The 25,415-nt window shown below is 63.5% G+C and carries 20 protein-coding genes; 10 read left to right on the top strand and 10 right to left on the bottom strand.

Translation table 11 applies throughout. From position 1 onward, the window contains the following. Nucleotides 1-30: 30 nt before the first annotated feature. From NKT35_RS07505 to NKT35_RS07485, 5 genes are all read right to left on the bottom strand, one after another. Nucleotides 31-996, bottom strand: a complete 966-nt coding sequence (locus tag NKT35_RS07505) for a nitrilase-related carbon-nitrogen hydrolase (protein WP_254300373.1) — start codon at nucleotides 994-996, stop codon at nucleotides 31-33. Nucleotides 997-1,041: 45 nt separating this feature from the next. Next, the gene (locus NKT35_RS07500) at nucleotides 1,042-1,818 is read right to left on the bottom strand and encodes a GNAT family N-acetyltransferase (protein ID WP_254300371.1); all 777 of its coding nucleotides are present in this window, start codon (nucleotides 1,816-1,818) and stop codon (nucleotides 1,042-1,044) included. A 224-nt stretch (nucleotides 1,819-2,042) separates the two neighbouring features. Further along, nucleotides 2,043-2,528, bottom strand: coding sequence for a GNAT family N-acetyltransferase (locus NKT35_RS07495; protein ID WP_254300369.1), 486 nt, complete (start codon nucleotides 2,526-2,528; stop codon nucleotides 2,043-2,045). Nucleotides 2,529-2,539: 11 nt separating this feature from the next. Further along, nucleotides 2,540-3,835: a glycosyltransferase gene (locus NKT35_RS07490; protein ID WP_505190907.1), complete on the bottom strand. Its 1,296-nt coding sequence runs from the start codon at nucleotides 3,833-3,835 to the stop codon at nucleotides 2,540-2,542. Nucleotides 3,836-4,005: 170 nt separating this feature from the next. Continuing rightward, nucleotides 4,006-5,982, bottom strand: a complete 1,977-nt coding sequence (locus NKT35_RS07485; protein WP_254300364.1) for a peptidase U32 family protein — start codon at nucleotides 5,980-5,982, stop codon at nucleotides 4,006-4,008. A 202-nt stretch (nucleotides 5,983-6,184) separates the two neighbouring features. Here NKT35_RS07485 and NKT35_RS07480 point away from each other — a divergent pair, with 202 nt between their 5' ends. From NKT35_RS07480 to NKT35_RS07445, 8 genes are all read left to right on the top strand, one after another. Then, the gene (locus NKT35_RS07480) at nucleotides 6,185-7,879 is read left to right on the top strand and encodes a methyl-accepting chemotaxis protein (protein ID WP_371926458.1); all 1,695 of its coding nucleotides are present in this window, start codon (nucleotides 6,185-6,187) and stop codon (nucleotides 7,877-7,879) included. A 170-nt stretch (nucleotides 7,880-8,049) separates the two neighbouring features. Beyond that, nucleotides 8,050-9,015 (top strand): IS1595 family transposase, encoded by a 966-nt coding sequence (locus NKT35_RS07475; RefSeq protein ID WP_254296678.1) that lies wholly within the window; start codon nucleotides 8,050-8,052, stop codon nucleotides 9,013-9,015. A gap of 354 nt (nucleotides 9,016-9,369) precedes the next feature. After that, nucleotides 9,370-10,761 (top strand): OprD family outer membrane porin, encoded by a 1,392-nt coding sequence (locus NKT35_RS07470; RefSeq protein ID WP_254300360.1) that lies wholly within the window; start codon nucleotides 9,370-9,372, stop codon nucleotides 10,759-10,761. Between the two features lie 69 nt (nucleotides 10,762-10,830). Continuing rightward, nucleotides 10,831-12,087 (top strand): ABC transporter substrate-binding protein, encoded by a 1,257-nt coding sequence (locus NKT35_RS07465; RefSeq protein WP_254300358.1) that lies wholly within the window; start codon nucleotides 10,831-10,833, stop codon nucleotides 12,085-12,087. A gap of 82 nt (nucleotides 12,088-12,169) precedes the next feature. Next, nucleotides 12,170-13,042, top strand: a complete 873-nt coding sequence (locus tag NKT35_RS07460; RefSeq protein WP_254300356.1) for a carbohydrate ABC transporter permease — start codon at nucleotides 12,170-12,172, stop codon at nucleotides 13,040-13,042. Nucleotides 13,043-13,052: 10 nt separating this feature from the next. Continuing rightward, nucleotides 13,053-13,916, top strand: coding sequence for a carbohydrate ABC transporter permease (locus tag NKT35_RS07455; RefSeq protein ID WP_254300355.1), 864 nt, complete (start codon nucleotides 13,053-13,055; stop codon nucleotides 13,914-13,916). Beyond that, nucleotides 13,913-15,433, top strand: a complete 1,521-nt coding sequence (nagZ, locus tag NKT35_RS07450) for a beta-N-acetylhexosaminidase (RefSeq protein ID WP_254300354.1) — start codon at nucleotides 13,913-13,915, stop codon at nucleotides 15,431-15,433. The genes NKT35_RS07455 and nagZ overlap by 4 nt, the downstream gene beginning before the upstream one ends. A 1-nt stretch (nucleotide 15,434) precedes the next feature. Further along, nucleotides 15,435-16,550, top strand: coding sequence for an ABC transporter ATP-binding protein (locus tag NKT35_RS07445; RefSeq protein ID WP_254300353.1), 1,116 nt, complete (start codon nucleotides 15,435-15,437; stop codon nucleotides 16,548-16,550). A 339-nt stretch (nucleotides 16,551-16,889) separates the two neighbouring features. Here NKT35_RS07445 and NKT35_RS07440 read toward each other — a convergent pair whose 3' ends face one another. Continuing rightward, on the bottom strand, nucleotides 16,890-17,849 hold the full coding sequence (locus tag NKT35_RS07440; protein ID WP_254300352.1) for a DMT family transporter: 960 nt from the start codon (nucleotides 17,847-17,849) through the stop codon (nucleotides 16,890-16,892). A 127-nt stretch (nucleotides 17,850-17,976) separates the two neighbouring features. On the opposite strand from NKT35_RS07440, the gene NKT35_RS07435 reads away from it, so the two are divergent. Continuing rightward, nucleotides 17,977-18,423: an Lrp/AsnC family transcriptional regulator gene (locus NKT35_RS07435; protein WP_254300351.1), complete on the top strand. Its 447-nt coding sequence runs from the start codon at nucleotides 17,977-17,979 to the stop codon at nucleotides 18,421-18,423. A 130-nt stretch (nucleotides 18,424-18,553) separates the two neighbouring features. Next, a complete protein-coding gene (locus NKT35_RS07430) occupies nucleotides 18,554-20,176 on the top strand; it encodes a methyl-accepting chemotaxis protein (protein WP_254300350.1) in 1,623 nt (540 codons plus the stop codon). On the opposite strand, the gene NKT35_RS07425 is transcribed toward NKT35_RS07430, so the two are convergent. The 4 genes from NKT35_RS07425 to glpK form a co-directional block, all read right to left on the bottom strand. Next, nucleotides 20,173-20,826, bottom strand: coding sequence for a B3/B4 domain-containing protein (locus tag NKT35_RS07425; protein WP_254300348.1), 654 nt, complete (start codon nucleotides 20,824-20,826; stop codon nucleotides 20,173-20,175). The genes NKT35_RS07430 and NKT35_RS07425 overlap by 4 nt on opposite strands. A 321-nt stretch (nucleotides 20,827-21,147) precedes the next feature. Next, nucleotides 21,148-22,656 carry a glycerol-3-phosphate dehydrogenase gene (gene glpD, locus NKT35_RS07420; protein ID WP_254300346.1) on the bottom strand — a complete coding sequence of 503 codons (1,509 nt, stop codon included), beginning with the start codon at nucleotides 22,654-22,656 and terminating at the stop codon, nucleotides 21,148-21,150. A 295-nt stretch (nucleotides 22,657-22,951) separates the two neighbouring features. Then, nucleotides 22,952-23,653, bottom strand: coding sequence for an MIP/aquaporin family protein (locus tag NKT35_RS07415; RefSeq protein ID WP_254300343.1), 702 nt, complete (start codon nucleotides 23,651-23,653; stop codon nucleotides 22,952-22,954). 71 nt (nucleotides 23,654-23,724) lie between these two features. Then, the gene (gene glpK / locus NKT35_RS07410; protein ID WP_254300341.1) at nucleotides 23,725-25,227 is read right to left on the bottom strand and encodes a glycerol kinase GlpK; all 1,503 of its coding nucleotides are present in this window, start codon (nucleotides 25,225-25,227) and stop codon (nucleotides 23,725-23,727) included. Between the last annotated feature and the right edge of the window lie 188 nt (nucleotides 25,228-25,415).

Genomic DNA, 25,415 nt, shown 5'->3' with positions numbered 1-25,415 from the left:
CCGCCGCGAGCCGCTAGGGCGGGGGGTGGATCAATCCGCCTCGACGGCCTTGCCTGCCATCCACGCCACCTGCTGGCGCGGCTCGTGCGGCTGGCCCAGTATCTCGCGGTACAGTTCCGGCCGGCGCGCTTGTCGATAACGGTGCCCGCCGCACAGGGCCAGCTTGTCGCGGCTCAGCCGCGCCAAGGCCATGCCCTCGTCCAGGCGCGGGCCTTCGGCCAGGATGTCGCCGAACGGGTCCAGAATCATCGAACAGCCGTTTTTCAGCTGATCGTCGTCCATGCCTATCGGATTGGAAAACACCACGTAGACGCCGTTGTCGTAGGCGCGCGCCGGCAGCCACTTCATCAGCCAGCCGCGTCCCTTCAAGCCCTCGAACTCGATGCGCAAGGAGGTGGGGTCCTGCTGGCGCTGGCGCCACAGGACCGGATCGACAAAGCCGGCTCCGGGCCGGGTGGACGGCGTGCACATGGTCACATGCGGCATGAACAAGATTTCCGCGCCCAGCAAGGCGGTGGCGCGCACGTTCTCGATCACGTTGTTGTCGTAGCAGATCAGGATGCCGCACTTCCAGCCGTCGATCTCGAACACCGTATACGCCGATCCCTGCGCCAGATGCGGATTGATGAAGGGATGCAGCTTGCGGTGCTTGGCCACCAGGCCTTGCGGGCCGACGCAGACCTGCGCCTTGTACAGTTCTCCGTCCTCGCCTTGCTCGAACAGTCCTGCCAGCAGATAGATGTCCAGCCGGGCGGCGATCTGGGCCAGCCGCTTCACGCTGGGGCCATCCGGTATCGGCTCCGCCAGCTCGGCCAGCTGTTCCCGGCTCAAGCGCCGGGCAAAGGTGTAGCCGGTGACCGAACACTCGTGAAACGCCGCCACCCGCGCGCCGGCGGCGGCGGCCTGCTCGGCTAAGGCTTCGATCCGCGCCAGATTGAACGCCTTGTCGCCGCTGGCGTTTTCAAACTGCATCGTCGCCACTTGCAAATCATTCATGCCTTTCCCCTTTCGTCACACTCATCCGGGGCCGACCAGGCCCCCTCAATCCAATGCCCTCACCTCGCCATTGCGCGGCGTGGCGTTTTCGTGGAACAGGTCTTCCAGGTATTGCGTCAGATCGCCGGCCGCCAAATCATTGGGAATGATGAAGCCGGCTGGACGGCGCTTGCCGTCGCCGCCGGCCCAAAAAGCCCGCCAGCCGCCCTCGCGCCGCTCCACCGCCAGAATCCGGCCATAGACATTGAAACGGCGTTTGTCCGCCGCTCGCGGCCCAGCCGCGCTGGCTGGCGCGTCCTGCCGCGCCCGCCAATGAAATCGCAAGGTCCGGCTGCCGTCAGCCTCCCGCCGCGACTCGCCCAGCGCCATGCCGGCCTTGAGCAGCACCCGCTGCGACGCCGGATGCGCCTCCGCCACGGTGGCGATGATGTGGCGCAGCCCCCATTGCGCGGCGGCATGCGCGATCATCGCCGCCGCCGCCTCGCTGGCCAGCCCTCGGCCCCAATGGGCAGGCAAAAAAGCGTATTTCAACTCCGGCTCGGCCTGGCCATCCGGGTGCGTCAGCCCGCAAAACCCCAGCAGCTCGCCGCTGAGGCCATCCTCGACGGCGAACATGCCATAGCCGCGCGCGGCGTAATGGCGCCGCGTCGCCTCCAGCCAGCGCCGGCAATCGGCCCGCGCCAAGGTTTGGCCATCGCCCACCCAGCGCATGGTTTGGGCATCGCCGCATACCGCCGACAACGCGTCCATATCGGCGTCGCGCCAACGGCGGACAGCCAGGCGCTCGGTGCGGAATATCTGATCGGGCGGATGATTCGACATGGTCGGCTCCCACGGATTAGGCATAGGCAAAAGGACGGCGGCCGCGCCGCCGCATCGGTTCAGCATACCCGCATCGCCGCCGTCCGGTGAACCCCGCGTCGCCATCCAAACCAGACGCGGCGCCCATCCCAGGCGGCGCAGGCTCAGATCTGCGCGGCCTCGGCGCAGCGCTTGTCCGTTCCGGGCGTCAGCATGTCTTATGAGCATCGACCGAAGAAAAACTCTCATCGCGTCGCGGCACAGGCTTTGTGGTAGACGACCAGATGCATGCCCGGCTTGACCATGCGGGCTTGCCCTACCCTCACATAACCCAATTTCTCATACAGATGGCAGTTGCCGCGCTCTTCCAGGATGGTATCGAGCCGCCAACCATGATCCGGCTGATGCAGGCGCTCGGCCAGCCGCATCGCCGCCTGGGCGATGCCCTGGTTTTGGAAGGCGGGCAGGATGAACAGCGGACTGATCCGGCATTGCCCGCTGCCGGGCAAAGCCGCCACCCGCAAGCCGCCCACGGCTTGCGGGCCTCGCTCTATCCAGTAAAAGTGGGACTCGGCCTGCGCCAATTTGCCGCGGAATGATGCCAAAGTCTCGGTCGCCGGACTGATGTCGTGGTCTTGATATTTACGCAGCAGCGGCAAAAACGCTGCAAGCTGCATCGCGTGCAGCGCGGCGGCCTCTTGCAGCATTGCCCTTCTCAAGCGAATTTCCATTGCCGCTCCCGCTATCGTCGAGCCCAGACCGCATCCATCAACGCTTGCTCCAACAGTTCCACGGATGCGAAGCCTGATGCGCGAGCCTGCGCAGCCGTCCGCTCGCACGCGCGCGCCACCTCGCCGGAGGCGCTCAAACGTCGCAAGGCCGCAGCCAGTTTCTTGGCGCTCAACTTGCGGGCCGGCAACACTTCTGCCACGCCCAGACGGCGCGCGCGCCAGCCATTGTCGAACTGGTCGAAGGCGTAGGGACAAATCAGCTGCGGCACGCCGGCGCGGAACGCCTCGGCGCAGGTGCCGATGCCGCCGTGGTGAACCACCGCCGCCGCCTTCGGCAATATCGCGGAAAAAGGCGCATGCGGCTGCCAGAGCACATGTCCGGGCAGGGCCTCCGGCACTTGATCGCGATACGGCGTAATGAAGATCCCGCGTCCGCCTACCGCCGCCAAGGCCGCCAGCGCCGCTTCGAAATAGCCGCGGGCATGGCGGTGGCCGGTGCCCGGGGTAAAGACGACAGGCGCCGGACCGGCATCGATAAAGGCCTGCAGCTCGGCCGATAGCGTGCCATCGCGCTCCGCCGCCTGTGGAAAACCCAGTTCCTGATAGGGGCTTGGCCAATCGGGCTGCGGCGCGGCGAACCAGCTGGGAAAGCCGCCGAACACCTGCTCCGGCGTCTCGCTCAACAGGCGCTGAAAACTGCGCAGCGGCGGCAAGCCCATCTCCCGCCGCGCGGCATTGATGGCCGGCAAAACCTGAGGATCCAGCCCCAGGCGATACAAGCAGCGCCATAGCTGGCGTTTCCACGACACCGGCAAGCGGGCCGGCAAAGTCAGCGAGCCCAGCACCTGCATGTCATGGCTGCTGCATAAGCCGGACGGCGACAAGTACAGCGCCGCCACGGTCAGATCGGGATAGGCCGCCTTGGCCAGATGCGCGGCCGCCAGCATGAGGGGATGGCAGAGCAGCACGCAGCGCCCGGACTCCCGCGCCGCCAGTTCGCGCAACACCTGCAGGTGCGGCGCCACGCTGCGCCACACTACGCCGAAGCCCTTGCGCTCGTCCCACAGATCCGGGTCATCCAGGCAAGCCTGGAAAGCCGCCTTCGAACCAAACGCCTCGCAATCCAGGCCTTGCCGGCGAATCCAGTCGGCATGATACGCCGGCGCCGCCAGCCGCACCCGGCGGCCGCGCTCGGCCAGTCGCTTGCCTAAGTCGATGAAGGGCAGGATATCGCCGCCGGTGCCGCTGCATGCCAGCACCCACAATGTCGAATCCTCCCCCGCCTGCGGCCTGCCATCCCTATCCATCTCGCCTCCCTGAGCGCATGGGCGCGGCTCGATGGAGCCGCTGAGTGCAGACAGCATGCCACTAGGTCAAACAAATTGAAATGTCATTATGCGAACCAGGGCGAGCCCGCAAAAAAAGGCAAACCGTCAGGGTTTGCCTTGGTCTTGCCGCCGGCCGCGAGGCCAATCCATCATTGCGGCCGTTGCTTGAAGAAGGTGATAGGCGCGGAAGCCGGTATTTCGGTCGGCGGCGGCGATTTCAGGATGTGCTTCTTCATCTTGCCCATCACGTGCATCTCGCAGGGGCGGCACTCGAACTTCAGCGTGTAGGTCTCGTCGCCGGACTTCAAAATCATCGGGTCGGCGCGCACCTGGCCCATCACGCCCTTGACGCCCTTGGCCTGCTTGGGGCACAAATTGTAGGAGAAACGCAGGCAATGCTTGGTGATCATCAGGCTCACCTCGCCCTCTTCCTGGTGCGCCTCGTAAGCCGGCTCTATCACTTCCACGCCGTGCTGCTTGTAGAAGTCCCAGGCCAGCGCGTTGTAGACGTTGGCCAGATAGCTCAGCTCCTTTTGCGGGAAGGCGACCGGCGGCTCGACAGCGGCTTTGCGCTCGGGACGGACCCAGGCGGCGGCGCGCGCGGCTTCCAGCTTTTCCACCGCTTCGCGGCGCAGGCCATTGATCACCGAAGCCGGCACGAACCACGGCTGGCTCAGGCTCAACGACACGTCGTGCGCCTGGAACATGGTGTTGCCCAGCTTGGCGGCGGCGTCGCGCAGGCTCTGCTCGGCGCGGGCGGCGTCCTTGGCCGGCTCCAGCTCCATGTCGATACAGGCGCTGGCGCTGCAGCCGTCGGCGTCGGTATAGCTGAGCTCCAGACCGCCGGCGGTTTCGCTCAGCGCGCCCCACACGCCGACGCGGCGCTCGGCCGACTTCTTCAGCAGCGCCAGCTCCCAAGCGTGGTCGCGGTTGCGGCTGATGTCGACGCCGGGCTTGAGCCCTTGCAGCGCCGCCGGATCGTTAGGTTCGCAGCGCCAGACCAGCAGCCCGCCCTCGGCCTTGCCCACCTGCTTGACCGTGTTGAGCTGCATGCCCACCACTTCGCGCTTCTTCATGAAGTTGATGCCATCGCCGTTGGACATCTGCTCCGTGGTGGCGATCTCCAGCCAGTTGTCGCCCACCTTGTGCACCGTGCCCAGGCCGACGCCGACAAACTTGGGCGAATCGAAGGCGCCGATGTCCTGCTTGCGGCCGGTGGCGAAGTAGTCGGTCGCGCCGCGGTGGAAGGTCTTGTCCGGGTCCGGCGTGAAGTAGATTTCGCTGCTGCCGCTGGCGGCCGGCGCCAACTCCGGTCGGCGCTCGAAGATTTCGTCCAGCAGCATGCGGTAGTGGGCGGTGATGTTCTTGACGTAGGACACGTCCTTGTAGCGGCCTTCTATCTTCAAGGACCGCACGCCGGCGTCCAGCAGCGCTTCCAAGTTGGCGCTCTGGTTATTGTCCTTCATGGAAAGCAGGTGCTTGTCGAAGGCCACCACGCCGCCCTTTTCGTCGGTCAGCGTGTACGGCAGCCTACAGGCCTGCGAGCAGTCGCCGCGGTTGGCGCTGCGGCCGTTGTCGGCGTGGCTGATGTAGCACTGGCCGGAGAAGGCCACGCACAGCGCGCCGTGGATGAAGTATTCGATGGCGGCGGAATCGGCCACCCGGTCGGCGATCTTCTTGATCTGCGGAATGGTCAGCTCGCGGGCGAGCACCACTTGGCTGAAGCCGGCGTCGGACAGGAAGCGCGCCTTGTCGGCGTCGCGGATGTCGCATTGGGTGGACGCGTGCAGCTGGATAGGCGGCAGGTCCATCTGCAGAATGCCCATGTCCTGAATGATCAACGCGTCCACGCCGGCGTCGTACAGCTGCCAGATCAGCTTGCGCGCGCCTTCCAGCTCGGCATCGTGCAGGATGGTGTTGAGCGTGGCGAAGATGCGCGCATGGTAGCGATGCGCGAAGGCAGTCAACCCGGCGATGTCTTCCACGCTGTTGCAGGCATTATGGCGCGCGCCGAACGAGGGGCCGCCGATATACACCGCGTCCGCGCCATGCAAGATGGCTTCGCGGCCGATTTCGGCGGTTTTGGCGGGCGACAGCAGTTCGACTTGATGCGGCAACAGGCTCATGGGAATTCCGGGTTGTGAAAAGGGTTGAATCTCACCGACTAGCGGGGCCGGAATCATAGCAGAATCATGGGTTTATAGATAGCGCTTGTACATTGGTACTAGGTGCGACTACCTAAACCGGTTTATACGGATTGCTTAGCTTTATGCCGGCTGCTACCCCGAAAATATCGGAGGCTGCGCCCTCCTATCCTGCGAGCCCGTCATGTTCAGCCATTTCACCATCGGTCAGCGACTAGCCACCATGGTTATCGTTCTCCTCATCATCCCCATTCTGGTCGGCCTGTTTGGACTGCATACTCAGGACGGCATCCTCGGCGATTTCGCCACCACCTATAACGACCGGGTGGTCTGCCTCAAGCAATTGAAGATCGTCGGCGACGGCTACGCGGTGGGCATCGTCGACAATGCCCACAAGCTGCGCAATCACAGCCAGACGCAGTCCACATTCCTGGTCAATCTGCAGCAGGCGCAGTCTGACATCAAGAAACAATGGGACGACTATCGCGCCACCTATCTGACCCCCGAGGAAAAGCAGCTGGCCGACCAGGCCGAGGAGGCGATGGGCGTGGCCAACCGCAGCGCCGACAAGCTCAAGCAAGTGGTGCAGGGCGGCGATGCCGCCGCGCTGGACAGCTATGTGGAAAAAGACATGTACCCGGCGATGGACCCGGTGGCCAAGCGCATTACCGCCTTGGTCGACCTCCAGCTCAGAGTCGCCGCGGAAGAGTTCGCCCAATCGCAACAGCGCGCCGCCTTCAGCCGTTGGGCCAATATCGGCCTGATCGCCGCCGGCGTCGCGCTCGGCTTTGTGCTGGCTTACATCATTGTGCGCGGCCTGCTGGCCGAGCTGGGCGGCGAACCGCGCGACGTGGTGGCGCTGGCCGGCCGCATCGCGCAAGGCGATCTGAGCCATAAGCTGAACGTCAAGGAAGGCGACAAGCACAGCATCGCCGCCTCGATGGCCTTGATGCAAAGCTCGCTGATCCAGCTGGTGCGCAATCTGCAGGATGTGACATTGCGACTGACCAACAACGCCACCGAACTGGCGGCGGCGTCGGAACAAGTCGCGTCCAGCGCCGAGGAGCAGACCCGCGCTGCGTCGTCGATGTCCGCCTCGGTAGAGCAGTTGTCGGTCAGCATCTGCTCGGTCAACGACAATACCGGCGACGTGGCCAAAGACTCGGTCGCCAGCGGCGATCTGGCGCGCCAGGGCCAGGCCATCATCGATGAAACGCTGCAGACCATCAATCATGTGGCCGATCAGGCCCGCGCCTCGCAGCAGCAGGCCGACTTACTGGGCGAACGCTCGCAGGAAATCGCCAATGTCATCCAGGTGATACGCGATGTGGCCGAGCAGACCAATCTGCTGGCGCTCAACGCCGCCATCGAAGCCGCCCGCGCCGGCGAGCAGGGCCGCGGCTTCGCCGTGGTGGCCGACGAGGTGCGCAAGCTGTCGGAGCGCACTGCGCAATCCACCACCGAAATCAGCAGCAGCATCCGCGAGATGCTGGATTGCAGCCAGCACGTGGTGGACAACATCCACAACACCGTGGACAAGATGGAAGTCGGCTTGACCCAGGCCACCCGCGCCCGTGAAGCCATCGCCGGCATCAGCGGCAATGTCGATCGCGTCAAGCAGTCGCTGTCCAGCATCACCATTTCGCTCAATGAGCAGCAGCAGGCCGGCACCGCCATCGCCGCCAATGTGGAACAGGTGGCGCAGATGTCTGAGGAAACCAGCACCGCCGCGATGCAGACCGCGCAATCCGCCACCCAGGTGGAACAGATGGCCGCATCGTTGCAAACCGCCATCAGCCATTTCCGCCTGCCCAGCGGCGGCCAGCCGCAATCGTCCGGCCCCTCTTTGCATCCCGCCAGCGCGCCGCTTGTCGCTTAAAGACGTAACCCTGCCATTCGGGCCAGGTTCCTCCTGGCCCTTTTTTCATTGAACGCCGCCCCGAATCAACGTTTTTACCGCGCTACACGTAAACTGCCGTTTAAATAGGCTATGTCCCAATTCCGTGTTGGGAGCTATGCTGAATACAGTAGCAGACCGGGAGTCGCGCCATGGATGCCCAGAGTTTTCAGCGTTTTCTTGCCCAACTGGATCAGCTCACGCTCAAACAGAGGAGCTTGCTGTCTTCTGCGCTTAAACATCCCACTCACCATGACGCCATTCAGGACGCCTTGCCTGACCTGACGGCTTGCCCACACTGCCAGGCCGAGGCCAACCAGTTGGCGTTATGGGGCTGGGGCCGAGGCCTGCGGCGTTATCGCTGCAAACAGTGCCACCGGACCTGCAATGCCTTGTCGGGCAGTCCATTAGCCAAATTGCGCAAGGCCGATCGCTGGCTGAGCTACGCCCAAGCACTGCAGGATGGCTTGACCGTGCGAGCAGCCGCTCGTGCATGCGGCATCAGCAAGAACACGGCTTTCCTATGGCGGCATCGCTTCTTGCATCGCGCATCAGACCATCTGGCGGCGCAAGCCCGAGGCATCGTCGAAGTAGATGAAACCTTCATTCTGGAATCATTCAAAGGGCAGCGGTGCCTCCCCCGCGCGCCGCGCCAGCGGGGTGGCGTCAGCCAAACACGGGGAACCGGGCCGGATCAGATTCCCATCATGGTGGTGCAGGACCGAGAGGGACATATAGCGGACTTCAAGTTGAAGAAGCTCAATGGCGCTCATGTGGAAGCGGCTTTAGCCCCGTTGGTGGATAGCGACGCCATCCTGTGTTCGGACGGCGCAGCGGTGTACTCGACCTTTGCCAGGCAGCATGGCATTACCCATCGAGTCGTGCATGCCAAGACGGGACAGCGGGTACGCGAGGGGGCGTTCCATATCCAGCATGTGAATGCCTACCATAGCCGCTTGAAGCTTTGGATGGCTCGATTCCACGGGGTTGCCACCAAATACCTTGAAAACTATCTGGGGTGGCGACGGATGCTGGAGCGCTATCAGCAAACCATGCAGCCTTGCCACTGCTTGCAGGAGGCAGTGGGTCGTCCCTTGCAACACATTATTGGGACATAGCCTTTAAATACCGCACTGCAGCATTCCTATTCGAATGATTAATTTCCTTTGTGAAAAATTATAATTGGTATTTTAGTGGATTACGTTTCAATACCGCTAAAAACGAAATTCAATTGGAATTTACCAATGGATTAGTTGCAATTAATTATCAATAAGTGTCTTTTATTGATAAATACTGTGCTTTTTTTGAAATTTTTCTTAATTAATTCGCTTGCATGGCAACATTGCCACACCATGACAGATGATATTCATTAAAAATGTCCAATACCATTTGAAGACCACTATCAGACCAGATAAGGTCCACTCAGGACGTCCAAGCATGGATTCCGCAACTGGACCTGGAGCTGATAAAAAATGCACAAGCAACGCGTACTTCTATTGGCAGTATTGGCCGCTTGTTCCGGCGCCGCTCTCGCGGCGGAGGAACCGGCCGTTCCCCCGGCAAGCGATGGCCCTGCGCTGAAAGGCACAACCCAGGCCATACCGGAAAGCGATGTTTACGACCTGCTGAAAAAATCCGAAACCACTTTCAGCGCCCTGTACTACGGCCGCGATAGACAGGAAAAACAACCCAATAACAGCAATGGCGGGGATATCCGCGTCAATGCTCTGAACCTGGGCCTGAATTTTAAATCCGGCTATGCCTGGGACGTGCTGGGCTTCGACGCCGCCGCCCATACATCCATCCGGCTCACAAACGGCATCGGTTTCTCGGAAGTGCTGTACCACGACTACAAGGACATGACCAACCCGGCCGAAGGCGGCGGCGGCAAGGACAAGAGCGACGCCGTACTGAGCCAGGCCGCGGTGAAGTTCCGTCAAAACCAGGATGGCCAAGGCCTGTCCTTCCGCGCCGGCTACACACCGATCAGCATCGGCACCATGGGCACCTCGGGCGGCTTGCAATCTCACTCTTACCGCGGTTTTGAAGGCAAATACAAAATCGGCGATTTTGAACTGGGCTATGGCTGGGCCGACCAATTCCGCAATGAGTGGGACAATCAGTTCCGGGATATGACCAACTCCTGGGAGCAAGGCCGACAAACCGGTTCCTTGGCCAAGAAGGTCGACTACGTCAACAGCATCGGCTTCCGTTATGCGCCGGAAAACGCTTTCGTCGACATCGGTTTCGGCGAAGGCAAAAATTACCGCCGCACCTCGCAGATCGCCGGCTCCTATACCTGGAAACTGGCTGGCGGCGACACGCTGACCGGCGTCGCTTATTACTTCCAAGGCAAGGACGAGGCCGCTCTGGGCAATCCCAAGTCGCAAACCGCCTGGCACACCAGCGGCAGCTTGACCTACACCACCGGCGGCCTGTCGCTGATGGCGGGTCTGGGCAAAAGCCGCAACCCGGACGGCGATGAAGTCAACTTCCGCATGACGCCGTACGGCAATAGCGACAACCGCAACTTCATCCAGACCTGGGGCCAGGACGACGACTTCGTTTGGGACGGCACGCAAGTCATCAAGCTGGGCGTCAACTACGACTTCGGCAAGCTGGGCTTGCCCGGCTTCACCGCCGGCGCCAGCGCCAACTACGCCACCGGGATGAAGAACCCTGGCGGACAAGCAGACAGTAAAGCGCACGAAATCGACCTCAGCGCAGGCTACACAGTGCAAAGCGGCTTCCTCAAGGGCGCCAGCATCGGCGTGTATCCGGCTTGGTTCCGCTCCGGCGACTTCCACGGCAAGAAAGACCGCAACGACGTGAAAGTCATCGCCTCCTACAGCAAAACCTTCTAAGCCCGCATCCGTCGCGGCCAATCGGCCGCGGCGGTTTTTCGCCTGACATGTGTTGAAAAGGGATACGCAATGAAACTGAAGACTCTGACCCTGTCGCTGCTGATCGCCGCCGGCCTTTCCGCTCCGCTGGCCGCCCAAGCCGCCGACAAGCCGGTGCTGGAAGTATGGACCATGAGCCTGTCGCCCAAATTCGACAGCTATTTCAAAGACCTGATTTCCAAGTACAACGCCCAGCATCCGAATGTGGAAGTGAAGTGGACCGACTATCCCTGGGATGTGATCCAGTCCAAGTTCACCGCCGCCGTCGGCGCCGGCAAGCCGCCGGCCCTGGTCAACCTGAACGTGCCCTGGGCCTACGACTACCAGCAGGAAGGCCTGATCCAGCCGCTGGACAGCGTGATAGACAAAGGCCAGTACGTAAGTGGCGCGCTGAAGGACGTCACCTTCAACGGCAAGGTGTACGCCTTCCCGCACTACAACGGCGCCAATGTGATCGCCTACAACGCCGAGCTGTTCAAAAAGGCCGGCTTGGACCCGAACAAGCCGCCCAAGTCTTTCGATCAGGAACTGCAATACGCCAAGATCATCAAGGCCAAGACCGGCGTGGCCGGCTTCGCCCCGACGCTGGGCCCCACCAAGATCGAGGCGCTGCTGATCCAGAATGGCCTGGACGTGGTCAAGGACGGCAAGCCGGTATTCAACAGCCCGGCCCATGTCGCCTTCGTCAAGAAACTGGCCGAGGCTTACAAGGCCGGCGCGCTGCTGAAAGACAATCTGTTCGCCCAGGACAATTTCCAGGTGGTCATGGCAGCGTATAACAGCGGCCGTCTGGCGATGCTGGAATCGACCCCGACCACGCTGACCCGCGTCCGCGACGAAGCGCCCAAACTCTACGTCAACACCCGAGTCGCCCCCGCGCCGCTGGGCCCAACCGGCATCGCCGCCGGCGGCTGGATGTTCAACTTCGCAGTGGCCAAGAATGTGGACAAGGCGCTGCTGCCGGAAATCGGCAAGTTCGGCAATTACCTGACCAACGCCGACAACCAGCTGGCCTTCGCCAAACTGGCCAACACGCTGCCGACCGCCCGCAAGGCCGCCGCCGATCCGCACTTCCAGAAAGTGGCCGACAACGCCGGCGCCGCCGAGCGCGCGGTCAGCATCGCCGCCGCCAACCTGGACAAGACCCGCACCCTGTTCCTGTCGGTGAAAAACGCCGACGTGCTGTCGGCCAAGCTGTCGGCCGCGGTGGAAAAAGCGGTGACCGGCCGCCAGGACGCCAAGGCCGCGCTGGATGAGGCCGCCGCGTACTGGAGCGGCAAGCTGTAATCCGCTTCAGCGCTTTTTGTTTCGCGCCCGCGTCCGGCAACGGCCGCGGGCTGTTCCACTCTACTGCCCGGTGAGATCCTTCATGTCCAACAAGACCCGCAAGATCACCCTGCAGGCCTATCTGTTTCTGGCCCCGGCCCTGCTGCTGCTGCTGGTGTTTTCTTTCTGGCCGGTCGGCTTCGGCTCCTTCCTCGCTTTTACCCGCTACAACCTGATAGACGCGCCGCAGTGGGTAGGCTGGGACAATTTCCGCGATCTGTTCGGCGACGAACTATTCATTTCCGCGCTGAAAAATTCGGCGCTGTATCTGTTGGTGGTGCCGGTTATCCAGATCTTCGCCATGCTGCTGGCGGTGCTGGTCAACAATGAGATGCCAGGCATCAAGCTGTTCCGCGCCGCCTATTACCTGCCGGTGGTCACCTCGGTATCGGTGATCGGCATCATCTGGAACTTCATGTACACCGAAGACGGCGTGCTCAACGCCGTGTTGCGTTGGCTGCACATGGTCAACGATCCGGTAGGCTGGCTCACCGACGACCACATCACACTGTTCGCGGTGATGTTCATCACCGTCTGGCGCGGCATAGGCTGGTATATGGTGCTGTACCTGGCCGGCCTGCAGGCGGTGCCGGCCGATGTCTACGAGGCCGCTCAGCTGGACGGCGCCAACCGCTGGCAGCGCTTCTGGCGCATCACCGTGCCGCTGCTCTCTCCCACCATTCTGCTGTGTTCCATCATGTCGGTGCTGGCGGCGGTGAAAGCCTTTGAGGAAGTGCAGATCATGACCAAGGGCGGGCCGATGCAATCCACTTATACCGCCTTGTTCTACGCCTACGAGTTCGGCATCAAGTCGCTGAATTTCGGCCGCGCGCTGGCGGCCAGCCTGGTGATGTCGGTGTTCTGCATCCTGCTCGCCTGGCTCAATTTCCGCTACCTGCAACCGCGCAAGAACTGAGGAGGCCGCCATGACTACCACCGCCATTCCAAACGCCGGCCGCGCCGCGCCGCTGCGCTGGCAGCGCCTGGCCAACCGCGCGCTGCACTACCTGGTGCTGATCGCCATCGGCCTGATCACCGTCTACCCCTTCTGGTGGACGCTGGTGACGGCGCTGTCCACCGACGGCGACGTATTCACCTTTCCGCCGGCCATGCTGCCCACCGCGCCCGGCTTCGGCAATTTCCACGAGGCGCTGACCAGCATCGACATCCTGGCCTTCTACCGCAACTCCATCGCCATCACCGTGTTCTCCGTGATCGGCACCTTGCTGGTCAGCGCGCTGGCGGCCTACCCGCTGGCGCGGATGCGTTTTCCCGGCAGCAAGCTGGTGTTCGGCGCCATCCTCGCCACCATGATTTTGCCCAGCGAGGTCAACTTCCTGGTCAACTTCATCACCGTGTCCAAACTGCACCTGACCGACAGCTATAGCGGCGTGGTGTTGCCGACGCTGGCCGGCGCAGTCGGCATCTTCTTGATGAAGCAAGCTTTCGAGGCGGTGCCGCAAGACCTGATAGACGCGGCCCGGGTGGACGGCGCCAACGAGTGGCAGATCTTCTGGAAAATCATGCTGCCGCTGACCCGGCCGGCGCTGGCGGCGCTGACCATACTCACCACGGTGTCGGCGTGGAACCAGTACATCTGGCCGTCCATCGTGATGTCCAGCCCGGACAAGTTTCCGCTGTCGGTCGGCGTGCTCTATCTGGCCGGCGCCTTCACTTTCAAAACCCGGGTGGTGGCGGCCGGCGCGGTGCTGACCGTGCTGCCCATCCTGATCGTGTTCCTGTTCACCCAGCGCTATTTCCTGCGCGGTTTCGATGGAGCTGTCAAATGAGTCTGAACGATCAAGCCAATCTGCAAAGACTGGCCGGCCGCGCGCTGATGGTGGATGTCGCCGGCCCGGTGCTCAGCGCCGAAGAGGCGCTGCAATTGCAAAAAATGCAGGTGCGCGCCATCTGTTTTTTCCGCCGCAATGTGCCGGACGCCGCCTCCACCCGCCGCCTGGTGGCCGACCTGAAAGCCGCGCTGGGACCGGACATTCTGGTAGGCCTGGATCAGGAAGGCGGCGGCGTGATGCGCACCTTGTTCCTGCCGCAGGCGCCGGCGGCGATGGCGCTGGCGGCAGTGGATGACGCCGAGCTGGCCCGCCGCGTCGGCGCCGCCGTGGCGCGCGGGCTGAAGAGCCTGGGCGTCAACTGGAACTTCGCGCCGGTGCTGGACCTGAACAACAATCCGGCCAACCCGGTGATAGGCGAGCGCTCCTTCGGCGCCGACCCGGACCGCGCCGCCCAACTGGCCCAAGCCTGGATGGAGGGCCATTTGGCCGAAGGCGTGGCCTGCTGCGTCAAGCACTTCCCCGGCCATGGCGACACCCATACCGACTCCCACCTGGACTTGCCGGTGGTGGACAAGCCGCTGGCCGAGCTGCGCGATTACGAGTTGGCGCCGTTCAAGGCGCTGGCCGCCCATACGCCGGCGCTGATGAGCGCCCACATCCGCTTTCCGGCGCTGGACCACGAATGGCCGGCCACGTTGTCGCCCGCCATCCTCACCGGCGTGCTCAGGCGCGAGCTGGGCTTCCGCGGCGTGGCCATCACCGACGCGCTGAATATGAAAGCCATCCGCGAGCGCTGGGGCCAGCCCGCCGGCACAGTGCAGGCGCTGAAGGCCGGCGCCGATCTGTCCTTGGTGCTGCAATTCGCCGACGAAATGCAAGCCAGCGCCGACGCGCTGGTGAACGCGCTGCGCGAAGGCGCGCTGCCGGTGGCGCGGCTGGCCGAGGCCGGCGACAGGGTGGACGCGCTGATCCGCCGCTACCCCAGCCGCGGCGATTACGCCTACCCGGCGGCGCAGCGCGAAAACGACGAGGCCTTGTTCAGCGAGGCCTGGCAACGCGCCCTCACCGAACGCGGCGACGCGCCGCACTGGCCGGCCGGCCAAAGGCTGCGGCTGGTGGTGCAGCGCCAGGCGCCGTCCGATGGCGTGTCCGAAGCCGGGCTGTCGGCCGACAGGCTGATCGCCGCGCTGTCGCAACGCCATGCCCTGGAAGTGATCAGCTTCGAACGCCGCGACGCGCTGCACTGGCACACGCTGCCGCATGACGGCGTACCCACCGTGCTGGCGTCCACCAGCCGCGAGCGTTACGGCCGGCGCGAACAGGAAAGCTGGCGGCCGGACTTGCATCTGGCATTATGGAACCCCTACGCCGCGGCCGACATCGCCGCCCCGGCGCTGATCAGCTACGGCTTCGCCGACGCGGCCCTGGAGGCGGTCAGCCGCCGCCTCGCCGGCGAAATCCGCGCCGAAGGCCGCCTGCCGGTCGATCTGGGCGCGCCCTATCAGGAGAATTGAAGTGTCCCGACTCAAACTCTCAGCCATCCGCAAGGTATACGACGACGGCAACGCGGTGATCCACGGCGTCGATCTGGACATCCGCGACGGCGAATTCATGGTTTTCGTCGGTCCGTCCGGCTGCGGCAAATCGACGATGATGCGGATGATCGCCGGCCTGGAAGACATCACCTCGGGCGAGCTGCACATCGACGGCAAGCTCGCCAACGATATCGAGCCATCCAAGCGCGGCCTGGCCATGGTGTTCCAGAGCTACGCGCTGTATCCGCACATGACGGTGCGCGACAATATGGCCTTCAGCCTCAAGCTGGCCGGCCACAGCAAGGCCGAAATCGACGCCGCCGTGCACCGCGCGGCGCTGACGCTGCAGATCGAGCACCTGCTGGAGCGCAAGCCCAAGGCCCTGTCCGGCGGCCAGCGCCAGCGCGTGGCCATAGGCCGCGCCATCGTGCGCAAGCCCGGCGTGTTCCTGTTCGACGAGCCGCTGTCCAATCTGGACGCGGCGCTCAGGGTGCAGATGCGCATCGAGCTGGCGCGGCTGCACAAGGAGCTGGGCAGCACCATGATTTACGTCACCCACGACCAAGTGGAGGCGATGACGCTGGGCGACCGCATCGCGGTGTTCAACGCCGGCCGCATCGAACAAGTGGGCACGCCGCTGGAGCTGTACAACCAGCCGGCCAACCGCTTCGTCGCCGGCTTCCTCGGCTCGCCCAAGATGAACTTCATCCCGGCGCAAGCATTGCGCGCCGCTGCCGCGGGCCTGGAGTTGAAACTGCCGGGCGATTACCGGCTGACGCTGCCCTTCAGCGGCGACGCCGGCGGCGAGCTGTCGCTGGGCATCCGCGCCGAACATCTGTACCTGGCCGAATCCGGCCTGCCGGTGACGGTGCAGTTGGTGGAGCATCTGGGCGACCAGCAGATCGTCTATCTGCAATACGAGGGCGGCAGCGAGCCGATTTCCTTGAAACTGCCGGGCCATGAAGCCGAGCCGGCGCTGGGCAGCCTGCGCCACCTGGCGCTGGACCCGCGCCACTGCCATGTTTTCGACGCCGAAGGCCAGGCGCTGCAACGGCTGGACCCTGTCCACGCTGCGGAAGCGGCGCTAAGCATCTGATTCGCTGCAGCAAAACGGGCGAGGCCGCCGCCTCGCCCTTATCCACAAGCATCCGCATTTCCAGATTTTATCCACAACCCATTCCGCCAAGACCACTCACGACGGCCATTTCCTCGATCAGCGGCCGCCTCCTTCCCCCATACGGGAGAGGATTGGAGGGCTGCATGCTACGCCCCCATCCCACAAGCCCCGGGCCTTCATCACTTTGCACCGCAGCCAGATCATTGCTCAGCGGCCGCTTCCTTCCCCCATACGAGAGAGGATTGGAGGGCGGCATACTTCGCCCCCATCCCACACGCCCCTGGCCTTCATCACTTTGCACCGCAGCCAGATCATTGCTCAGCGGCCGTTCCCCTCTCCCCCCGCGGGAGAGGGGCTAGGGGAGAGGGGGCCCTTATTTGCCGCCAGCCTCCCGCGCCGCGCCCCCAACCAGCCATTCAGCCAGGCATTGGCCAGCACGATCAGCGCCATGCCCAGCCATTGCCCCGGCAGCAGCGCATGGCCGTAGGCCAGATAATCCACCCACACCGCCGCCAGCGGATAAACAAAGCCCAGCGCGCCTATCATGGTGGTCGGTAGGCGGCGGAAGGCCGAGTACATCAGGATGTACATCACACAGGTATGCACCATGCCCAAAACCGCCAGGCAGCCCCAGGCGGCAGCGTCCGCTTCGGCCAAGCGCGCCGGCTGCAGCAAAGGCCACAACAGCAGCGCGCCGGTCAGTGTTTGCGCGCACGCGATCAAGTGCGGCGGAATGCCGGCCGGCAGCCGCTTGGTGATCAAAGTCGCCAAGGCGTAAAAAAAAGCCGCGCCCAAAGCCAGGCTCACGCCCAGCCACCACTGTCCGCCCGCGGTTCCCTGGCCCAGCGCCGGCCAGATGATCAGCAGCAGGCCGATGAAGGCGATGCCCAGCGCCGCCAGCTTGCGCCGGCTGGCGACTTCGCCCAGCCACAGCACCGCCATGCCGTACAAAATGAAGGGCTGGGCTTGGTACACCACGGTGGCCAAACCGATGGAGCTGTAGCGATAGGCGTTGAACAGCAACAGCCAATTGCCCACCAAGGCCACACCGCCGGCCAGGCACAGCAACAGGCTGCGCCTGGTGAAAGGCCAGGGCCGCCACAGCCCGCGCCAGGCGATGAACAAAGCCAGGCAGGCCGCGCCGATCAGGCAACGGAAAAACACCACATTGAACGCCGGCTGGCCGGACTGCAATACAAACCAGCCCAGCGTGCCCGACAGCGCCATCGCCGCCAGCATCTGGCCTTGCCCCAGACGCATGCTCTTGTTCGACTCCATCACTCGCTCCCTTGTTTGCGATGACAACAGTCTAGAAAAACATCGTTTTAAGCTACATGCCGATTGCAAGGCAGTAAGGCCGCTGTTACCTTGGATTCAGCTAAAAATTGGCCGGGAGAGACTTCGAATGCGCGACTGGATAGATGTGGAGCTGATCAAACTGTTGCAGCAGAACGCCCGCCAGAGCCTGGCGGAGCTGGCGCGCCAGCTGAAAATGGCGGCGCCCAGCGTATCGGAGCGCTTGAAGCGGCTGGAAGAAAGCGGCGCGATAACCGGCTACGCGCCGGCCATCCAGCCGGAAGCCTGGGGCTACACGCTGACCGCCCTGGTGCGGCTGCGGCCCTTCCCCGGCCAGCTCAAGCCCTTGGAGGCCAAGCTGATCGCCACGCCGCAAGTGATAGAGTGCGACAAAGTCACCGGAGAGGATTGCTTCATCGCCCGGCTGGCCTTGCGCACTATCCAGGAACTGGACGACATCCTGGATGGCTGGGCCGAAATGGCCAGCACCGCCAGCTCCATCGTCAAGAGCAGCCCGGTGCCGCGTCGCCTGCCGCCGCTGCTGCCGCGCGACTGAGCCTTTTATCCACAGACTTTCCGTTTTTGAAGAAATATCCACAAGACGATGAAATCACTACGCATTTCTTCGTAAGCGGCCGCGAACTGCCCTACAACTAGAACAAGCATTGTTTTAGTACGGAGGTTCCATGAACCGCCAATCCTCGCTCGCCGGACAACTGGCAGCCATCGTCGCGCTCGTGGTCGGCATCTTGCTGCTCGCCGCCCTGTTTTCCCTCTACCAGCTTTGGGGCGGCATCCGCGCCTTCCGCGACCAAGTGGAAGCCGACCAGCGCAGCGTGCAGCAAGTACTGACCATGCAGGTGGATTTCAAAAAACAGGTGCAGGAATGGAAGGACACGCTGCTGCGCGGCCAGGACCCGGCCAAACTGGCCAAATACTGGGGCAATTTCCAGCAGCGCGAACAACAGGTGCATGACGATGCCGAAAAGCTGACGGCTTCGGTGTCCGATCCGCAAACCCAGGATTTGCTGCGCCAATTCAGCGCCGCGCATCAAAAAATGGGCGAGGACTACCGCAAGGGTCTGCAAGCTTACAAGCAGGCCGGTTTCGACTTCAAAGCCGGCGACAAGCAGGTGGCCGGCATGGACCGCCCGCCCACCGAATTGCTGACCCAGGCCAGCGCCCAGCTGGACAAGCGCGCCCAGCAAACCGCCGCCGACGCCGAGGCGTCGGCCAACCTCGCGTTATGGCATGCCGGCATCGCCATGACGCTGGGCACGCTGCTGGGCATGGGCTTCTTTTTGTATTACATCAAGCACACGCTGATCCTGCGCACCCGCAGGCTGGCGGAAGAATTGTCGCAATTGCGCGAAGGCAATTTCACCCGGCCGGTGCAACAGGACAGATTGGATGAGATCGGCCAGATCGCCGCCTGCAGCGAGGCGGTGCGGCTCAGCCTGGGCGCCTTGATCCGCGAATTGAGCGAAGCCGCCGGCGAGATCGGCCACACCAGCCGCGAACTCAGCCGCGCCGCCCATCAGCTGGCGCAAGGCGCGGAAACGCAAAACGACGCCATCGCCAGCAACGCCGCCTCGGTGGAACAGATCGCCACCAGCATAGACACCATCGCCAACCAGGCCGCCGCCATCAGCGAGGACTCCAACACCAGCGCGCAGATGACCAAGGCGGGCCTCGGCGAGGTGGACAAGCTGCACCAGCAGGCCACCCTGATAGACAAGGTGATGAACCAGGTGGACAGCACCTCGCAGGCCTTCAAGGACAGCACTCAGGCGATCAATCAGCTGACGGTGCAAATTCAGGAAATCGCCGAGCAGACCAATCTATTGGCGCTGAACGCCGCCATCGAGGCCGCCCGCGCCGGCGAAATGGGCCGCGGCTTCGCCGTGGTGGCGGACGAGGTGCGCAAGCTGGCGGAAAACTCGGCCAAGGCGGCCAACGAGATCAAAAACGTCACCGACCGGCTGAGCCAGGACGCGCAGGCGGTGGGCAGCGCGGTGGACAACGGCCTGGCCACCACTCGCCAGAGCCGCGGCATCATCGAAACCACCATGACGCATCTGCAAGCGGCCAACGACAGCGTGCACGAGGCCAGCGAAGGCGTGGGCGAAATCCGCGACGCCATCGCCGAGCAGAAATCCGCCTGCAACAGCATCGCCCACCGCATCGAAACCGTGGCGCAGATGGTGGCTTCCAATACCGAAGCGGCGGGCGAACTACGCGGCACCGTGGCCAGCCTCAGCGCCCTATCGGAAAAAATGCAGGGCATGGTGGGCAAGTTCCGCCTTTAATCCTGATACGCCGGGCTGGCCGCATCCAGACGAAAGCGCCGCCATGCCCCGGCATGCGGCGCCAGCTTCTCCGCCAGCCAGTCCATGCCGGCGGCGCCGGATGGGAAGGCTCCGTCCGGCTGTTCGCTGACAAAAACCACCGAACGGCTGCCCTCATCCAACTTGAAACGGTCCGATTCCAGCCAGTTCAGGCAACGGCACACCGCCTCGCCACCGGACAGCCACACCGCCTCGCCCGCTTGCGGATGCTCGACATCGGCCTTGCCCAAGGGCAGAAAGGGTTCATCCCCAGCCGCCAGATCCAAGCTCAACTCCCCGCCCAGCTTGGCCAGGTCTTCGCCGCCGAAGGGGCTGCGGCTCAGCAAGGACGCCTGGTTGTACAGGTCCACCAGCGGCAGGATGCTGCGCAGCTTGCCCGCCTGCGCCGCCTTGGCCAGATACGCCAATGAACAGCGCGCCTTCTTGTCGCCCGGCCAGGCGCGGTAAAACTGCTTCCAGCGCTCCAGCAGCGGCACCCAATCGAAACCGTCATCCGGCCACGCCAGCGTGAACGCCGCCAGCGCGGCGATATCGAGATCGCGGACGATCAAACCGTCCACCTGCATCTGCGGCCAGCGCGCCAGCGCCGCCTGTCCCAACTTCACCTTCATCTTCCATCCTCCAGGTTGGCTCCATGCTAAGCCCAGCGATGGGCGGCGTGGAAACGCATTCGGCTAATGGGGCAGTAGCGGGATTGCTGGAAGCGGCTCCTGGCCGGACGTTTTTATCGGGGTTTCGCGTGATGCAGGGGCGGCCAGGGATCGCCAGGGGGCGGGCCGCACAGCCGCTGGCCCGCAGCGGACGGAACCGCCTTCTAAAACATTGTCCGCACAGCGGGCACATCTTCGTTCAACTCGCGGCCTTGCTCAGGAGATTGCTAAAAAAAAGACCCGGCGCTAAGGCCGGGCATGAGGTAGAGATTCGTTTGCGGTTCAGGCGATCTTGCGTTCGCCGGTGGCGGCCTGCGCGGCCAGCCAGCGGTCCACCGTCTCGGCGGCGTGGGCCGGCAGATGCAGCTTGAGCTTGGAGCGGCGCCACAGGATGTCCTCGCTGCGGGTGGACCATTCGGCATTCACCAGATAGCGCAGCTCGGCCTCGTACAAGCCGGGCAATACTTCCTCGCCCAGTTCGGAAAGGCTGGCAGCCTGGCCGATCAGCTTGGCGACGCGGGTGCCGTAGGCGCGGGCCCAGCGCTCGGCCAAGGCGGCCGGCAGCCACGGGTAGCGCTGGCCCAGGCCTTGCAGGAAGCGGCCAAAATCGGCGCCCGGCATGTCGCCGCCCGGCAGCGGCGCGTCGGCGGTCCAGGTGGCTTTGCCGCAGCCCAGCAGCGGGGCGATCTTGTCCACCGCCTCTTCCGCCAGCTTGCGGAAAGTAGTGATCTTGCCGCCGAACACCGACAGCAGCGGCGCGCCCTTCAGGTCCATTTCCAAGGCGTAGTCGCGGGTGACGCTGGAGGCGTTGTCGGAAGCGTCGTCCAGCAGCGGACGCACGCCGGAATAAGTGGACAGCACGTCTTCCGGCGCGATCTGGCTATGGAAATAGCGGTTGCTCATCTCGCACAGATAGCGGATCTCGTCGCCGTCTATCGCCACCTGGGCCGGATCGCCGTGGTATTCGACGTCGGTGGTGCCGATCAGCGTGAAGTCCTTCTCATACGGAATGGCGAAAATGATGCGCTTGTCGGGGTTCTGGAAGATATAGGCGAAGGAATGGTCGAAGATTTTCTTCACCACGATGTGGCTGCCCTTCACCAGGCGGATGGACTTGCTGGACGGCATGGCCAGCTTGTCTTCGATCAGGCTCTGCACCCAGGGGCCGGCGGCGTTGATCAGCGCGCGCGAGCGCACCTCGAAGCGGCTGCCGTCTTCGCGCTCCAGCGTGGACACCCAGTGCTCGCCGTCGCGGCGGGCGGCCACGCAGGCGGTGCGGACGTGGATCTTGGCGCCGTGCTCGGCCGCGTCCATCGCGTTGAGCACCACCAGGCGGGCATCCTGCACCCAGCCGTCGGAGTAGACGAAGCCGCGCTTGAAGGCGTCCTTCAGCGGCGCGCCGGCAGGATGTTTGGAGAAGCTGACGGTTTCCGATCCGGGCAGCACTTCGCGCTTCGCCAGATGGTCGTACAGGAACAGGCCGGCGCGGATCATCCACTCCGGGCGCTGATCGCGGGCGTGCGGCATCACGAAGCGCAGCGGCCAGATGATGTGCGGCGCGGCTTTGAGCAGCACTTCGCGCTCCTGCAGCGCCTTGCGCACCAGGCCGAATTCGTAATATTCGAGATAACGCAGGCCGCCATGGATCAACTTGGTGCTGGCCGACGAGGTATGCGAAGCCAGGTCGTCTTTTTCGCACAACACCACCGACAGGCCGCGCCCGGCCGCGTCGCGCGCGATGCCGGCGCCGTTGATGCCGCCGCCGATCACCATCAAATCGAAGATTTCCATTTTTGCCCGATCCTTGCGTTTCTCCATGTTCCCATTCTATCCAAGATAGCTAACAAGGAACACAAATAAAACATTTTTAGTTCGTTATTTTTCGTTTTTACGACACATCAGCGGTATAAGACATCTTCAACAGCTATCCGCCTGAGCGAAACATAGTCCAGAATGAATGAAAAAGCTTTGAATAGAAGGACTTTCCATGCTGAAACCGGCCGCGCTCGCGCGTATCGGAAAAACGAACAAAAAAAGAAAACGGCGCGCATCAAGCGCGCCGTCATCGCATTCCAGCCAGCCCCGATCAGAAGGTGTAGGCCAGCGCCGCCAGCGTGCCGCCGATCAGCGAACCGACCACCGGCACCCAGGCATAGCCCCAATCGCTGTCGCGCTTGCCCGGAATCGGCAGGATGGCGTGCATGATGCGCGGCGCCAGATCGCGCGCCGGGCTCATGGCGTAACCGGTGGTGCCGCCCAGCGACACGCCTATGCCCAGCACCAGCAGCGCGACAGGCAGCGCCTCGATGGCGCCCAGCGACATTTTCGGGCCCACCATGGACAGGATGGCGAACACCAGCACGAAGGTGGCGACGATCTCGGACACCAGGTTGCCCGGCAGGCTGCGGATGGCCGGGCCGGTGCAGAAGGTGGCCAGCTTGGTGTCGGCGCAGTCGGTGGTTTCGTAATGCTTGCGGTAGATCACCCACATCAGGCCGGCGCCGGCCATGCCGCCCAGCATCTGCGCGGCCACGTAGCCCGGCACTTTTTCCCACGGAAACTTGCCGGCCACGGCCAGCGCCACCGATACCGCCGGGTTCAGGTGGGCGCCGCTGATCGCCGCCACGCTGAACACGCCGACGAACACCGCCATCGCCCAACCGAAGGCCACCACGATCAGGCCGCTGTTATGGCCCTTGGTATTCTTCAGCAGCACATTGGCCACCACGCCGTTGCCCAGCAGCACCAGCAAGGCGGTGCCGATGAATTCGCCCATCAAAGGATTCATGATTGTCTCTTTCCAACTTTATCTAGGAATGCCCGCCGCTCGCGGCGGCGGGTCGTAGTCGCGGTCGCGGATCAGGCTTGGTCGTCGGCCCAGGCTTTGGCGGCGTTCACCGCGCGCTGCCAACCCTTGACGTTGCCGGCCACTTCCGCGGCGGCCATTTCCGGCTGGAAGCGGCGGTCCAGCTGCCATTGGCCCTGCACGTCGTCGACGTTCTTCCAGTAGCCCACGGCCAGGCCGGCCAGGTAGGCCGCGCCCAGGGCGGTGGTTTCGGTGATCTTGGGACGGACCACATCGACGGCCAGGATGTCGGACTGGAACTGCATCAGCAGTTCATTGACGGTGGCGCCGCCGTCGACGCGCAATTCGGCGATGCTCATCTTGGCGTCGGCTTCCATCGCTTTGAGCACGTCGCGGGTTTGATAGGCGATGCTGTCCAGCGCCGCGCGGGCGATGTGGGCGGCCTTGGTGCCCAAGGTGGCGCCGACGATGGTGCCGCGGGCGTTGGCGTTCCAGTGCGGCGCGCCCAGGCCGGCGAAGGCCGGCACCAGGTAGACGCCGTCGCTGTTCTTCACTTCTTGGGCCAGCGGGCCGACGTCGGCCGAATGGCGGATGATGCCCAGGCCGTCGCGCAGCCATTTCACCACCGCGCCGCCGATGAAGATGGAGCCTTCCAGCGCGTACTGCACCTTGCCGTCCACTTTCCAGGCGATGGTGGTCAGCAGATTGTTCTTGGATTCGATCGGCTGGTCGCCGGTGTTCAGCATCATGAAGCAGCCGGTGCCGTAGGTGTTCTTCACCATGCCCGGCGTGGTGCACTGCTGGCCGAACAGCGCGGCCTGCTGGTCGCCGGCCACGCCGGCGATCGGGATCTCCGTGCCCAGGTGGGCGGCGTGGGTGTGGCCGTACACTTCGCTGGAGCTCTTCACTTCCGGCAGCATGCTGGCCGGGATGCCCATGATGTCCAGCAGCTCGGCGTCCCACTCCAGGGTGTGGATATTGAACAGCATGGTGCGCGAGGCATTGGACACGTCGGTGACGTGCACCTTGCCGTGGGTGAAGTTCCAGATCAGCCAGCTGTCGACGGTGCCGAAGGCCAGCTTGCCTTCGCGGGCGCGTTCGCGGGCGCCGGCCACATTGTCCAGAATCCACTTGATCTTGCTGCCGGAGAAGTAGGCGTCGACCAAGAGGCCGGTCTTGGAGCGGATCAGCTCGCCCAGGCCGCGCGCTTTCAGCTCGTCGCAGAACTCGGCGGTGCGGCGGTCTTGCCAGACGATGGCGTTGTACACCGGCTGGCCGGTTTCGCGATCCCAGACGATGGTGGTTTCGCGCTGGTTGGTGATGCCGATGGCGGCGATGCTGCGACCGTCGATGCCGGCCTTGGCCACCGCTTCGGCGGCGACGCCCACCTGACCGCCCCAGATTTCCTGCGGATCATGCTCGACCCAGCCCGGCTGCGGGTAGATCTGGCGGAATTCCTTTTGCGCCAGGGACACGATGTCGCCGCCGCGGTTGAACAGGATGGCGCGGGAACTGGTGGTGCCCTGGTCCAAGGCCAGTATGTACTGATCGGTCATGTAGGTTCTCCTGGTTGCCGGCAAATCGGCAGGGTTAACAGCGGGGTGTCAACGTTGCGCGTATGTTGCTTTTTTTGCTTATGACGTTCGTTTTATTTGCGGACAATTCTATTCCCGAACAGACAGATGTCAATCACCCATTGAAAAAAAAACGTGCTTTTTCACTTTCCCACTATTCGACCATGCGC

The sequence above is a fragment of the Chromobacterium sp. IIBBL 290-4 genome (genome assembly GCF_024207115.1).
Classification (GTDB): Bacteria; Pseudomonadota; Gammaproteobacteria; order Burkholderiales; family Chromobacteriaceae; genus Chromobacterium.
Note: the sequence above shows the minus strand (reverse complement) of the source record. Positions and strands in the feature narration are given on the sequence as shown.

Coding starts and splice junctions, on each gene's coding strand:
- NKT35_RS07470 (WP_254300360.1), top strand. CDS start 9,370: ATGCACAAGCAACGCGTACTTCTATTGGCAGTATTGGCCGCTTGTTCC.
- NKT35_RS07495 (WP_254300369.1), bottom strand. CDS start 2,528: ATGGAAATTCGCTTGAGAAGGGCAATGCTGCAAGAGGCCGCCGCGCTG.
- NKT35_RS07505 (WP_254300373.1), bottom strand. CDS start 996: ATGAATGATTTGCAAGTGGCGACGATGCAGTTTGAAAACGCCAGCGGC.
- NKT35_RS07465 (WP_254300358.1), top strand. CDS start 10,831: ATGAAACTGAAGACTCTGACCCTGTCGCTGCTGATCGCCGCCGGCCTT.
- NKT35_RS07430 (WP_254300350.1), top strand. CDS start 18,554: ATGAACCGCCAATCCTCGCTCGCCGGACAACTGGCAGCCATCGTCGCG.
- NKT35_RS07485 (WP_254300364.1), bottom strand. CDS start 5,982: ATGAGCCTGTTGCCGCATCAAGTCGAACTGCTGTCGCCCGCCAAAACC.
- NKT35_RS07425 (WP_254300348.1), bottom strand. CDS start 20,826: ATGAAGGTGAAGTTGGGACAGGCGGCGCTGGCGCGCTGGCCGCAGATG.
- NKT35_RS07435 (WP_254300351.1), top strand. CDS start 17,977: ATGCGCGACTGGATAGATGTGGAGCTGATCAAACTGTTGCAGCAGAAC.
- NKT35_RS07440 (WP_254300352.1), bottom strand. CDS start 17,849: ATGGAGTCGAACAAGAGCATGCGTCTGGGGCAAGGCCAGATGCTGGCG.
- NKT35_RS07490 (WP_505190907.1), bottom strand. CDS start 3,835: ATGGATAGGGATGGCAGGCCGCAGGCGGGGGAGGATTCGACATTGTGG.
- glpD (WP_254300346.1), bottom strand. CDS start 22,656: ATGGAAATCTTCGATTTGATGGTGATCGGCGGCGGCATCAACGGCGCC.
- NKT35_RS07415 (WP_254300343.1), bottom strand. CDS start 23,653: ATGAATCCTTTGATGGGCGAATTCATCGGCACCGCCTTGCTGGTGCTG.
- NKT35_RS07475 (WP_254296678.1), top strand. CDS start 8,050: ATGGATGCCCAGAGTTTTCAGCGTTTTCTTGCCCAACTGGATCAGCTC.
- NKT35_RS07460 (WP_254300356.1), top strand. CDS start 12,170: ATGTCCAACAAGACCCGCAAGATCACCCTGCAGGCCTATCTGTTTCTG.
- NKT35_RS07500 (WP_254300371.1), bottom strand. CDS start 1,818: ATGTCGAATCATCCGCCCGATCAGATATTCCGCACCGAGCGCCTGGCT.
- NKT35_RS07455 (WP_254300355.1), top strand. CDS start 13,053: ATGACTACCACCGCCATTCCAAACGCCGGCCGCGCCGCGCCGCTGCGC.
- NKT35_RS07480 (WP_371926458.1), top strand. CDS start 6,185: ATGTTCAGCCATTTCACCATCGGTCAGCGACTAGCCACCATGGTTATC.
- glpK (WP_254300341.1), bottom strand. CDS start 25,227: ATGACCGATCAGTACATACTGGCCTTGGACCAGGGCACCACCAGTTCC.
- nagZ (WP_254300354.1), top strand. CDS start 13,913: ATGAGTCTGAACGATCAAGCCAATCTGCAAAGACTGGCCGGCCGCGCG.